This is a genomic window from Shewanella sp. SM23 (assembly GCF_025654295.1).
GTDB lineage: Bacteria > Pseudomonadota > Gammaproteobacteria > Enterobacterales > Shewanellaceae > Shewanella > Shewanella oncorhynchi.
Genome location: NZ_JAKKRM010000002.1, coordinates 1 through 12,814, shown reverse-complemented (window position 1 = coordinate 12,814; position 12,814 = coordinate 1). Strand labels below are relative to the sequence as shown.

The 12,814-nt window shown below is 44.5% G+C and carries 8 protein-coding genes and 2 pseudogenes; 6 read left to right on the top strand and 4 right to left on the bottom strand.

Features of this window, described 5'->3' with window-relative positions; genetic code table 11:
* Nucleotides 1–255: 255 nt before the first annotated feature.
* Both L5L98_RS03215 and L5L98_RS03210 read right to left on the bottom strand, forming a co-directional pair.
* A complete protein-coding gene (locus L5L98_RS03215; RefSeq protein ID WP_263138471.1) occupies nucleotides 256–1,323 on the bottom strand; it encodes an ATP-binding protein in 1,068 nt (355 codons plus the stop codon).
* Nucleotides 1,320–2,048 carry a response regulator gene (locus L5L98_RS03210; RefSeq protein WP_263138469.1) on the bottom strand — a complete coding sequence of 243 codons (729 nt, stop codon included), beginning with the start codon at nucleotides 2,046–2,048 and terminating at the stop codon, nucleotides 1,320–1,322. The genes L5L98_RS03215 and L5L98_RS03210 overlap by 4 nt, the downstream gene beginning before the upstream one ends.
* 165 nt (nucleotides 2,049–2,213) lie before the next feature.
* Here L5L98_RS03210 and L5L98_RS03205 point away from each other — a divergent pair, with 165 nt between their 5' ends.
* Complete coding sequence (locus L5L98_RS03205) at nucleotides 2,214–3,371, top strand: efflux RND transporter periplasmic adaptor subunit (protein ID WP_263138467.1); 1,158 nt, start codon at nucleotides 2,214–2,216, stop codon at nucleotides 3,369–3,371.
* 16 nt (nucleotides 3,372–3,387) lie between these two features.
* Complete coding sequence (locus tag L5L98_RS03200) at nucleotides 3,388–6,507, top strand: multidrug efflux RND transporter permease subunit (RefSeq protein ID WP_263138464.1); 3,120 nt, start codon at nucleotides 3,388–3,390, stop codon at nucleotides 6,505–6,507.
* A 469-nt stretch (nucleotides 6,508–6,976) separates the two neighbouring features.
* On the opposite strand, the gene L5L98_RS03195 is transcribed toward L5L98_RS03200, so the two are convergent.
* The gene (locus L5L98_RS03195; protein ID WP_263138460.1) at nucleotides 6,977–8,746 is read right to left on the bottom strand and encodes a flavocytochrome c; all 1,770 of its coding nucleotides are present in this window, start codon (nucleotides 8,744–8,746) and stop codon (nucleotides 6,977–6,979) included.
* A gap of 225 nt (nucleotides 8,747–8,971) precedes the next feature.
* Here L5L98_RS03195 and L5L98_RS03190 point away from each other — a divergent pair, with 225 nt between their 5' ends.
* From L5L98_RS03190 to L5L98_RS03175, 4 genes and pseudogenes are all read left to right on the top strand, one after another.
* Complete coding sequence (locus L5L98_RS03190) at nucleotides 8,972–9,265, top strand: hypothetical protein (protein ID WP_263138459.1); 294 nt, start codon at nucleotides 8,972–8,974, stop codon at nucleotides 9,263–9,265.
* Between the two features lie 15 nt (nucleotides 9,266–9,280).
* Nucleotides 9,281–10,000, top strand: a pseudogene (locus L5L98_RS03185) (porin); the annotation flags it as partial.
* A gap of 123 nt (nucleotides 10,001–10,123) precedes the next feature.
* Entirely contained in the window at nucleotides 10,124–10,933 is an 810-nt protein-coding gene (locus L5L98_RS03180; protein WP_263138458.1) for a LysR family transcriptional regulator, read from the top strand.
* Nucleotides 10,934–11,048: 115 nt separating this feature from the next.
* The gene (locus L5L98_RS03175; protein ID WP_263138456.1) at nucleotides 11,049–12,275 is read left to right on the top strand and encodes a DUF819 domain-containing protein; all 1,227 of its coding nucleotides are present in this window, start codon (nucleotides 11,049–11,051) and stop codon (nucleotides 12,273–12,275) included.
* Nucleotides 12,276–12,631: 356 nt separating this feature from the next.
* Here L5L98_RS03175 and tnpA read toward each other — a convergent pair.
* Nucleotides 12,632–12,814: pseudogene (gene tnpA / locus L5L98_RS03170) on the bottom strand (IS200/IS605-like element ISSod23 family transposase); the annotation flags it as partial.

Sequence of the window (12,814 nt, the reverse complement as noted above, 5' to 3'; positions counted from 1 at the left end):
TTTATGTACACTTACACGTAAATGCGATATCAAGGCTACAAGTACAACAAATTGAGCGTATTCAAACAAAATAACATCCCATTAGTTGTAATCAATATCGGATAACAACCAATGGGATCGAGGGAATACCTACAATCCCTGCATTTTCCCGATTCAGCAATGTGCTCTGGCGTGGTGACCATACATGCAGGAATCACTAAGCACGTCACCGTTCATATAGATAATTCCAGTATCAGGACATAGTTAAGGGGGGCCTTAACTTGCCTTAACAGGCCAAGAAAGAACGAATATTGTTCCTCCACGACCCGATGGCTGGCAAACCACGTGGCCGCCGTGAGCTTCAGCAATTGTTTTAACCACTGCGAGGCCAAGCCCACTGCCACCACTTTTTCGAGAGCGAGACGGATCGACTCGGCGAAATGCCTCGAATATGTAGCTTGCTGCTTCATAAGGAATACCAGGGCCTTCATCTTCTACGGTTAGATAACAACTTGCTCCCACGCTGTAAAGTCTTACAGTCAAAGTGCCAAGATCAGCATGCTGGCGTGCATTTTCCAGCAGCGCCATCAGCGCCTGCCGTATTCGTATAGCATCACAGTAAACTTTAAGTCTTGTATCAAGTTCCTGCTTCAGTATGAGTCCCTTAGCGTCTAACACCGCAGCGAAAGTCTCAATCACCGCACTAAGTTCATCGGCTAAACAGACCTCATCCCGCTGTAACTCTAGATGTCCACTGTCATTGAGGCTCAGCACTCGTAAATCTTCGATCAGGTGATTAAGGCCTTCAACCTGCCGTAACAGTCCCTCGAAGAGCTCACTGCTGGGGCTAAAAACACCTTCCGCTAATCCCTGCAACCGACCACGCAGAATGGTGACTGGGGTACGGAGTTCGTGAGCGATTGCCGCGTTCCAAAACTCCCGTTCGCGAGTCATATACTCTAGGCGCTCGGCCATAGCATTAAAGTCACTCACCAGTTGCGCCGTCTCCCCCATCGCATGTTGGTCCATTCGCGCCCGCGCGTTGAGCTTGCCTTGGGCGACTTCGCGTAGGCTATATGCCACAGAGTTAAGAGGAGTAAGAATGCGCCGTGACAGGCGAATGGCAACAAATAGCGCCATCCCCAACGCGGCTATGATAGTGCAAACTATCCATAGCATCTCCATCTGAGAAGGCATCCAGGTTTCGGATATACTGCCTGGCAGGTAGGCCACTGCAATGGCATAGAATACATAGGAGCCAAACACTGACAGGAAAATGATGCCTAACGTCATTACCGCTAGGGACTGGATAATTTGCCTGCGCAAACCCGGTGTTTGCCTCATACTTCACCACCAAAGCGATAGCCAACCCCCCAGACACTGAGCGGCACTCCTTGAATATCGAGGGCTTCAAGCTTTTTACGTAGCTTACTGATATGACTGTCTACCGTTCGTTCCTGAGTATCGCCCTCAGGCAAGCAATTAATTAACAGCTCCTCACGACTAAAAGCACGTTTCGGTGTACGCATCAAGCAAGCGAGCAGTTTGAACTCGGTCAAGGTCAGATCCAGTGCCTGCTGCTGACCGTTACAGATTACGCTAGCCTCGTGGCTGTCTAAGTCGATTTGGAACTGGCCGACGCGCAACATTTGGGTATTTATAGGCGTGTTAGTGCGGGCGCGTCGCAGTACCGCCTGCACCCTAGCCACCACCTCGGCGGGATTGAATGGTTTAACCACGTAGTCGTCAGCACCGAGGCGTAACCCCATTAATTTATCGATATCCTGATCAAGCGCGGTGAGCATGATCACCGGCGTGTCACCACGGGAGCGAATTTCATTCAGTACATTCCAGCCATCGAGATTCGGCATCTGTACATCGAGCAGTAATAGATCGGGCTTAAATGTTTGGTGCATGGCTAGCGCTTGGATACCATCGATAGCATGTTGAGTTCGCAGCCCACTGCGCTGCAAATAAGCGATAAGGATATCGGCAATCTCTACTTCATCCTCTGCAATTAATACCAGTGCCGAAGTCATAGAACTTACGGACGCATTGAGATTAGCCATGGATTGCCCCAACGTTAAAATGGTTGAACTTTATCACCCCCTCCATACATTCTCCACAATGTCTCGAATAATTCGCAATAGTGACCCGTCATAATTCAGCATTAGTTCTCTAGCGTTTGATAAAACGCCATTAGTGAGATCGCTGTACATTGAGGAGAGTAGGTTATGTACATCAAACAGCGGCACTTAAGCCTTGTGTTAGTTGTAGGAATTGCCGTGTTGGGATTGGTAGGTTGTGATTCAGCGGTACAAGATGAAGAGACAACTGCTCCGGTTCAAGTGTCAGTGATGACATTAGAAAATGAAGCACTATTGGTGACTAAAGATCTGCCCGGTCGTGTCGCTGCGGTTCGCAGCGCTGAGATCCGCGCGCAAATTAGCGGCATAGTGCAAAGTCGTCTATTCGACGAGGGCGCCGAGATAACATCTGGCACTGTGCTATTTCAAATAAATCCAGCGCCATTTAAAGCTGATGTCGATATTGCTGCTGCAGCGTTACAGCGTGCCGAAGCGGTATGGATTAGGGCTCGTCAAGAAGCCGATCGCTTAGCCTCTTTGATACAAACCAAGGCCGTCAGCCAACAAATGCATGACGATGCTATTTCCCTGCGCGATCAGGCTGCCGCAGATGTAGCCCAAACCAAAGCTACGCTGGCACGGCGTCAGTTAGATCTACAGTTTGCCAGCGTCGAGGCACCAATCTCCGGACGTATAGATGAAGCATTAGTGAGTGAAGGTGCATTGGTCTTACCCACCGATGCCACCCCCATGGCGAGGATCCAACAAATCAACCAAGTGTACGTTGATGTACGTCTTCCAGCATCAATGCTGGAAGCGATGCGTCAGCAGGCAAGCTCAGGACTCCCAGAGTTAGCTGTTGAGATCCTAAGCAGTGGTGGCGAGCCTCTTGGCATGCAAGGGCATATCTTATTTTCAGGTATTCAGGTAGATGCAGGTACTGGCGATGTACTGCTGCGCGTACTGGTAGATAACCCGCAGCATCGTCTGTTGCCCGGTCTCTTTGTAAAAGCTCGCATTCCACAAGCTTACTATCCTACGACTCTGAACGTGCCTCAGCAGGCAGTGACTCGCAAGGCTGGTCAATCCCAAGTGTGGGTGCTTGATGAGCAAGCTAAAGTGCAACCTGTGGCCGTTAAGGTCGATGAATTGGTGGCAGGTCGCTATCACGTAGTATCCGGTCTAAGCGCTGGTCAGCAGATAGTTGTTGAAGGTATCGAACGCCTAAGCCCAACTGCGCAGGTCATCGCGCGCCCTTGGCAACCTACTATTGCCAATCAGCAACTTAGCGCTGTCGTGCGCTGAATTTGGAGAAGTCGTCATGCCCCAGTTTTTCATCAACCGCCCAGTATTTGCTTGGGTGATAGCCTTATTTATCGTACTGATTGGCGTCATCGCCATTCCAAAATTACCCATCTCCCGCTACCCATCAGTGGCACCCGTGTCGGTGAGCATTTATGCCGCTTATCCTGGAGCCACGCCACAGACACTTAATGACTCTGTAGTAAGCCTTGTCGAACGTGAACTATCGGGGGTAAAAAACCTACTGTACTTCGAATCATCAGTTGACAGCTCGGGCAGTGCACAAATCACCGCCACCTTTAAACCGGGCACGAATGCTGAAATGGCCCAAGTGGACGTGCAAAATCGTATTAAGGCTGTCGAACCACGCCTACCTCAAGTTGTACGACAGAGCGGTCTGCAGGTTGAGTCGGCCGCTTCAAGCTTTTTGATGATGATTGGTATGACATCTCCAAACGGCCAATTCGACGAAATCGCGCTAAACGACTATTTAGCGCGCAATATTGTCGAGGAGCTGCGCCGAATCGACGGTGTTGGTCGCGTGCAATTATTCGGTGCTGAGCAGGCTATGCGCGTCTGGGTAGACCCGAATAAACTCACCGCCTATAGCCTGACAATGAACGACCTTGCTATCGCTATTGAGCAGCAAAACGCACAAATAGCCCCAGGGCGACTCGGTGATGAACCTGTCTTACAGGGACAACGACTGACGGTCCCCCTAACAGTGCAAGGACAACTCAGCACGCCCGAGGAGTTCGCTGCTATCGTCCTACGTGCCGGTGCCGATGGCGCAAAATTGGTGCTCGCAGATGTGGCTAGGGTCGAGCTGGGCGCTCAGTCCTATGGTTTTTCTAACCGTGAGAATGGTGTGGCGGCGACCAGTGCTGCTATCCAGCTCTCGCCAGGAGCCAACGCTGTACGCACAGCTTCTGCGGTACGTGAACGTCTAGCCGAACTGGCGCTGAGTATGCCTGCTGGCATGAACTACTCAGTGCCATTCGATACCGCCCCCTTCGTCAAAGTGTCTATCGAAAAAGTAATCTATACCCTGTTTGAAGCTATGGCGCTGGTATTTATGGTGATGTTCCTGTTCCTGCAGAACCTGCGCTACACACTTATACCAGCTATCGTCGCGCCCATAGCGCTACTCGGTACCTTCGCGGTGATGTTACTGGCAGGCTTCTCAATCAACTCGCTGACCATGTTCGGCATGGTGCTGGCCATTGGCATTATTGTTGACGATGCTATTGTGGTGGTGGAAAACGTTGAGCGACTGATGGCTACCCAAGGACTGTCGCCGCGAGAGGCAACCTCACAGGCGATGAAGGAAATTACCGGCGCGGTGATCGGTATCACGCTAGTGCTGACCGCCGTATTCATCCCCATGGCCTTCGGTAGCGGCTCAGTGGGAGTGATCTATCAACAATTCACTTTGTCGATAGCGGTGTCTATTCTGTTTTCGGCCTTCCTCGCACTGACCCTAACGCCAGCACTATGCGCCACGCTACTGCGCCCAGTTAGTGCTGATCACCATCAAAAAGGCGGTTTCTTCGGAGCCTTCAACCGTGGATTTGAACAACTCACCGCAGGCTATAGTGCACGCGTAGCACGATTGGTTGGACGCAGTGGACGTATGATGGCGGCATTTGCCGTACTCTGCGCAGTGCTGATCCTCGCTGCAGGGCAATTGCCGTCGTCCTTTCTACCAGAAGAGGATCAAGGCTATTTCATGACCTCCATCCAATTACCCACAGGCGCTACCAGCGAGCGCACGCTGGATGTGGTCAAAGCCTACGAGGCGCACGTCGCATCGCGCACAACGCTGGATGCAAATATGGTAGTGCTGGGCTTTAGCTTTGCAGGCTCCGGCCCCAATGCAGCCATGGCCTTCACTATGCTCAAAGATTGGGATCAGCGTAATGGTGCTACGGCTGCCGAAGAAGCGGCACTGGCGCAGCAAGCTATGGCTGATAACGTCGAAGGCACAGTGATGACCATGATGCCGCCAGCCATTGACGAGCTGGGCACATCCTCAGGTTTCACTCTGTTCCTGCAGGATAGATCCAATCGGGGCGAGGCTGCATTGATAGCTGCACAGACACAATTGCTGGCACTGGCTGTGCAGAGCGAGGTGGTCAGCGATGTCTACCCAGATGGCCTGCCGCCCGGTGAGAGCATTAGCCTGAATATCAATCGGTCAAAAGCCGAGGCTATGGGTCTGTCCTTCGCCGCGGTCAGCAGCACACTTTCGGCGGCCATGGGATCACTGTATGTCAATGATTTCCCAAATAATGGACGTATGCAGCAGGTCATCCTGCAGGCCGACGCTACGGCACGAATGCAATTGGACGACGTGCTCAGCCTGCGCGTGCGTAATTCAAGTGGTGGCATGGTGCCTCTACGGGAAGTAGTGACGGCTGAATGGAAAGAGTCGCCACAGCAAATGATGCGCTTTCAGGGCTTCCCGGCTATGCGTATTTCCGGGGGTGCTGCAGCTGGCGTTTCCAGCGGCGCAGCGATGGCAGAGATGGAACGCTTAGTGGCGCAGTTGCCACAAGGGTTCGCGATAGCTTGGACGGGGGCATCATTGCAAGAGCGCCAATCGACGGCGCAGGCACCGTTGCTAATGTTGCTGTCCGCTCTGGTAGTATTTCTGGTACTCGCTGCGTTGTACGAAAGCTGGTCGATCCCACTTTCGGTGATGTTGGTCGTGCCGCTGGGTCTGCTGGGCGCGGTAACGGCAGTAATATTGCGTGATATGCCTAACGATGTGTTCTTCAAGGTGGGAATGATCACCATCATCGGTCTATCGGCAAAAAATGCTATCCTCATCGTCGAGTTCGCCCGCCAATTGCATGCCGAGGGCCATACGCTGATAGATGCTGCAGTGACCGCTGCACGCTTGCGTCTGCGTCCAATTTTGATGACCTCATTGGCATTTACTCTCGGAGTAGTACCCTTAATGCTTGCGAGCGGCGCCAGCGCCGAAACTCAGCATGCAATCGGTACTGGCGTATTCGGTGGCATGCTCAGTGGCACCTTGCTGGCAATATTCTTCGTACCGGCGTTTTTTGTCTTTGTCATCGGCACACAAGAGCGCTTGAGTGCCTGGCTTGCGCGGCACAATACTGCCAAATAGCCTCAGGAAATGAGCTGACGCCTCGCTAATGCTCTGTAGGAGTTTCGTGACACGAGCCAACAGAGCACTAGCGTTAGTCAATATATCTGTCATCATTTAAAAAGCTGGAAATATAGGTTCAGTAATAACAATAGTTTCAGCTTATGAGGCACTTAATCAAGTCTGTGAACACTCCAATCAAATAGTAATGTAATGCCGAACTCGCCCACAGGGCATGATTAGCTTTATGGAAAAATGAGTACTTTTAACCCATATACCGCGAGATATAAAGAAGATGAAGACGATCGAAGAGTTAGCAAAATCCTGATATCTAATTCTGCCGAAAAATAAAAAAGAGAGGCTACATTAGCCTCTCAAAAAATAGCAGGGGAGAACTTTAACTTAAGCAATAATTTTATTGCTAATATTTACGATGAATAAAACTTGAGATGTTGTGAGAGACAATAACGAGTCTCTCACTGATTTAGCGTTACTTTGTATTTAGAGCATGCTTGGCAGCATTTGTCCCTGCGATTTTACCAAAAATCACAGTATCAGCGACAGCGTTCCCCCCCAGTCGATTATACCCATGAACACCACCAGTCACCTCTCCCGCCGCAAATAAACCTTTGAGCGGTTGGCTTTGTATATCGAGTACTTCAGCTTTAGTGTCAATGGCAACTCCCCCCATAGTATGATGGATGCCAGGAGCAACTTTTACGGCATAATAAGGAGATTTTTCTATTGATAGCGGCATCTGCTCACGGTTAAATGCCTCATCTTTACCCTGTTTGAAATAATGGTTGTAGTTTGTGATAGTTTTGTCTAAAACACTTGGGGTCATTCCTGTTATTTTTGCAAGCTCTGCAACAGTATTGGCCTTTTCAAGCATTTCTAAATGATCATACCCCTGAACCATTTTAGCTTTTTTATATAATTCATTATCAAATACTAGCCAAGCATATTGTTCAGGCTGTTTTAGAATGGCATCGGAGGCTTTATCTCGAGTCGTTAATTCATTGATAAAGCGATTGCCTTCTTTATTAACCATTATGGCCCCGACACCTCGAACCGTTTCTGAAATTAATATACGGCTATCTTTTCCTACTGTTGGATGTGTCTGGATCCAATCAATATCAGTCATACTTGCACCGACTGCTTTAGCAAGTTCAATACCATCCCCAGTTGAAGTGATATTATTTGAACTTGTCATGCCTTTAAATGTAGGGCGATAAAAAGCAATCATTTCTTTGTTAAACCCATAACCACCTGTGGCTAAAACAACCGACTTAGCTGCAACCATATAGTGACCAGAGTGTTTACCGTGGATGACAACACCCACAATTTTTTGTTCATCATCAACAACCAGTTTAACAACTTTGGAGTTGAGTCTTGTATCAACCCCTTCTTTATCCGATGCTTTTCTTAGTACATCAATAATATGTGGACCAACACTTAAACCACCAGATGGACGATGTGTTCTATCGACTCTAGCGCCGCCAGAGCGTTTTAAATCATCCATATTGGCGCCTAAAGATTCTAACCATTTAATACCATCAGCCGATTGCTCCGCTAATATTTGTACCAATTTAGGGTCGTTAGCATATCGACCGCCTTTCATTGTATCTTCGACATACCATTCGATTTTATCATCGACTTTATGATCTTTTTGCTGAACTGTACCCACAGCATTATACCCGCCTGCGGCGAGCATAGAGTTACCACCACTAAATGGTGCTTTATCAAGCAATATAACGTTAGCCCCAGCCTTTTTAGCTGCAATCGCAGCATTAAACCCAGCACTACCGGCTCCAACAACAATCACATCCGTTGTTTCTTTAGGACCTGCAGCTATCGCTTTATTTATTGCTTCATTATCCCAACCTTTGTCCCACGGTTCTTTGGATTTTGCTTTATTAAAAGGCATGTCGAGCCCTTTAAATGAATGACATTCATTACAATATAATTTTGGTTGTTCATGTCCTTTATGACAAGACGTACAATTAATATCACCTAAGTGTGAAGAATGTGGGTCAATTTCTAGTTTGGGATTTGCTAGTTTTCCATAATCACCATGACAGGATTTACATTGTTTATTTTCAAATGTCTCGCTATCGCTCACTTTATTGGGTGCTGTATGGCAGGTTTTACAACCATTAACATCTTTATGGAATGATGCTAAATCATTTTTATTATCAACAGCCCATGATGACGCCGTTAAAATCGAACAGACAATAATACTCAAGTATTTTATCTTCATGCAATTCTCCAGTTTTTATTTTGGTAAGATTTGGCGTGATGATAGTTTCTTAATTTTTTAAATAGTGACATTGAGCAATAAATTGAAATTGTTAAATATAACTTAACACACTTTAAGTTATGCTTAACTCGATATTTTTGTTGATTAGATGTGATCTAAAGCGGAGATGTGTTTGCTTAAATCTCTAATATGGCATTGCTTTTACATTCTAAAAAGGTGATGTCGATGAAAAACACTAAATATATTGGTTTTAGTTTTATTTTAATTTGTTCAACTCCAGCTTTATCTGAGCCACTAGATTTTTATGGAAGACTGTGGCTTGGTGTGGCCAACTCAAGTAATGGTCTTTCTGGTAACGAAAAAGTTGATGGATTTTCCCTTGAAAATTATGCATCGTATTTAGGCGTTAAAGGTGAGTATAGTGTATATGATAATTTTAGCTTGTTATATAAATTTGAAGCTGGGATAGAAAGCTTTGATAACGATGACTCTAATATTTTCAAACCGAGGAACTCTTAGTTAGGTTTTAAAACTAACTATGGTTCGGCTGTTTTCGGAAGAAATGATACCGTTTTTAAAAGTGCTGAAGGTAAAGTAGATTTATTTAATATTACCTCAAGCGATATGAATATGATCATTGCAGGTAACGATAGATTAGGCGATTCGGTAACATTAAATAGCGCTAAGGTCGCAGGTGTTACTATGGGTATTAGTTATGTTTTTGATGAGGATTTTAATCAAAAAAATCCAGAACTTTCTGATAAACAAAACAATTATGCAATTAGTTTTTCCCTAGGCGATGCAGCCCTTAAAAAGAATAGTCACTATATTTCAATAGCCTATGCTGATGGATTGAACCAGTTAGAGGCAACAAGACTGGTGGGTGGTGTTGCTATTTCATCCGTAAAATTGGGGGCGATGTACCAGCGCTCTGAGTCAAGTATTTATGATAATATTAAAGGTAACTCCTATCTATTAAGTATGGTTGTTCCTATTAATAAATATGATATAAAATTTCAATATTTAAAAGATGATGCTGGGCTGGGTAAAGTGACAAAAAATGCTGGAGCAGATCTAAAAACACTAAAAGAGAGTGATGCAAGTCAATATTCAGTAGGCGTTGATTTTAAGGCTCAAAAGGATTTGACTTTTGGGGTAGGTATTTCCTATTTTGATGGTGATTATACTGACGCCAAAGGATATACTGAGTTTGATGATACTCTCATTTTTGTATCTACAAGATATCTATTTTAACCTCTATAGATAAAGCGGCTAAATAGCCGCTTTATAAAAATCAGATATTTATCATGTTAATTATTTATCGTTTTAAACTATTATACTGCTAGTATAACTGATTTTCCCCTCGTGGAGCATAAGATGCGGATAACATTAAGACAATTGATGATCTTTAAAGCCATACATTCTGAGAGGCAGATCTCAAAAGCGGCAAAAGTGCTTCATATGTCAACGCCTGCTGTAAGTATGGCACTTAAAGAATTAGAAGGGTCTTTAGGCTGCAGATTATTTGAGCGAGTGGCGGGAGGTTTGGTTGTAAATGCGCATGGAGAAATAATATTACCTTATGCTAATGAAATGCTATCCAAGGGAAAAGAGTTAGAAAATATATTTTCATTCCCTGAACATGGCATTAAGGGGACGTTAACCATTGGGAGCAGTAAGACTGCTGGTAACTATGTATTATCTAAAAAAATTCCATTATTTAAGAACCAATATCCCGATGTAAAAATAAAACTAGTCATTGATAATAGTTTAGTTATTGAAAAAATGGTTTCAGAAAAAGAACTAGACTTAGGCTTTATTGATGCTAAACCCGCGAGTAAAAATCTCATTTGTGAGCATTGGTTACAAGATAATCTTTGCATTGTGAGTGGCGTAACTCATCCTGCTGCGAATGGTTTAAATACAAAATCTTGGCTTAGTGAACAATTGTGGATATTCGACCATGAATCATCGTTCTCTCGAATTCGTGCAATTCAGTTATTAAAAAGCTTAAATATTCACGTTCGTGATGAAATCTGCATGTCAACCATTGGCTCTATTAAAAGGGCAATTGGAACAGGTATAGGTTTGAGTGTATTACCCCTATTAGCGATTGACGCTGAATTAGCAAGAAAAGACCTTATTTTATTACCTGTGGATGGATGGGATTATAAACGAACTTATTAGTCAATTCAGCGTGAAGGAGAAGAATTATCTGCATTAAGCATGAGTTTCCTAGCCTTTAGTAAGCTACTGTAAAATATAATAATGTATACCAGCTATTCTTACTAGGTGAATTAAATTGATATCATCAGATCTTGGAATAGGATTTTTTTTAGTCTTTTTACTATGTGGTTTATTTTATACACACACATCCTCTATTACACTTTTTAAGCAATTTTATCGTATTTTTCCACTGATGCTAATGTGCTACACCTTACCTGCCATCTTTAGCTCGCTAAATATTATTGATGCAAGTCATAGTCAACTTAGCGAAATGGCAAAAACACACTTAATGCCCGGTTGTTTATTTTTTTTGATTTTAGGTACCGATTTCTTTGCTCTCAGTTTAGTGGGAAAAAAACTTCTCGGTATGTACGTGCTAGGTGCTGTGAGCATCTGTATTGGTGGTCCATTAAGCCTATGGTTAGGCTCTATTTTTTTACCGCATGAACTCGTCTGGCAGGGAAATAATGCCGCTTGGAAAGGCATGTCAACACTGATGGCAAACTGGCTTGGCGGAACCGCCAATCAATTGGCTGTAAAAGAAATCCATAGTGTCGGTGATGCCGTATTTGCGGTAATGATGGCTATTAATATTCTTTTTTCCGGTATATGGATGGTTATATTACTTTTCATTGCAGAACGCCAAGATAAAATCGATGATTTCCTGAAAGCTGATAAAAGCTATAGACCGATATTTTGCACTGACATCAAACGTAAAGTGATAGGAAAACAAACAAGCTATTATTGGATTCTGATATTGATCTTGACTTTTTTCATTGTAATTTTCTTTAGTGAAAAATTATCATCCTTCCTTGCAACAAGAATCGCTAATAGTTTCCCACACTTATTTAAATACAATCTTACTTCTGAATTTTTTTGGTCAGTATTAATTGCAACTTTTTTAGGATTATTATTTTCATTAACAAATGCAAGACATGTGTTAGTCAAGGAAACTCAGCAGGCAGCTCTTTTTTTTATCTATATCATGATAATGTTGATGGGGTTGAACTTTGATATTAGCGCATTGAGCGCCGCGCCCTATTACGTTTGTATCGCTCTTATTTGGTTCTCTATACACATTATTATCTTATTTATTTTTACTGTATTTTTTCGATTACCTATCATGTACTTCGCGATCGCGAGTCAGTGTAATATTGGTGGTGCGGCTTCTGCACCAGTTATCGCCAGCGCTTTTCACCCAAGGCTGGCTTCCGCTGCTTTATTGATGGCAGTTTGGGGTTATACTTGGGCGTCTTTGTTGGCATGGTATTTTGGTTTTTTAATGCAGTTTATTCAACCATAAGATGGGAACAAAAAGTGTGGCCAACTAATTTTTTTGCTCCCAATAAATGCCACTCCAGAATCTTCAAAGCACTACCCAAAGCTTTCAGCAAAATTCAATTTAACGATACAACTTATCCATTACCCCCCCAATCAATCAAACCTCGGGGTGATTCAACACTGGGATAAAGTCGCAGCTACGCGCAGCCTGCCCATATTTATTATGTTTTTTCATGATTCAAACTTGAGACACTTTACCATACATATACCTCAGTCTTTTGGTATGACTAAAATGAATTTAAAATCGCACTAAAGTAAAGAATCCGCCTTCTTAGAAGGCGGCTTTGACTTGCCCCTGGAAGGGGCTATTCCAAGAACCTACATCATCTGCAACGACAATTGAGCCTCATGTTCCTGATCTTGTTTATCTTGATGGCGCACATATCGTCTAATGATTTCTTCATTAACACCTACTGTATCTACAAAATAACCTCTGGCCCAAAAGCTATTGCCCCATAGCTTTTTACGTACATGAGGAAATTTATTGAATAACCTTATCGC

Excerpts from the sequence above, each read along its gene's own strand:
- L5L98_RS03215 (WP_263138471.1), bottom strand. The coding sequence starts at position 1,323 with ATGAGGCAAACACCGGGTTTGCGCAGGCAAATTATCCAGTCCCTAGCG.
- L5L98_RS03210 (WP_263138469.1), bottom strand. The coding sequence starts at position 2,048 with ATGGCTAATCTCAATGCGTCCGTAAGTTCTATGACTTCGGCACTGGTA.
- L5L98_RS03205 (WP_263138467.1), top strand. The coding sequence starts at position 2,214 with ATGTACATCAAACAGCGGCACTTAAGCCTTGTGTTAGTTGTAGGAATT.
- L5L98_RS03200 (WP_263138464.1), top strand. The coding sequence starts at position 3,388 with ATGCCCCAGTTTTTCATCAACCGCCCAGTATTTGCTTGGGTGATAGCC.
- L5L98_RS03195 (WP_263138460.1), bottom strand. The coding sequence starts at position 8,746 with ATGAAGATAAAATACTTGAGTATTATTGTCTGTTCGATTTTAACGGCG.
- L5L98_RS03190 (WP_263138459.1), top strand. The coding sequence starts at position 8,972 with ATGAAAAACACTAAATATATTGGTTTTAGTTTTATTTTAATTTGTTCA.
- L5L98_RS03180 (WP_263138458.1), top strand. The coding sequence starts at position 10,124 with ATGCGGATAACATTAAGACAATTGATGATCTTTAAAGCCATACATTCT.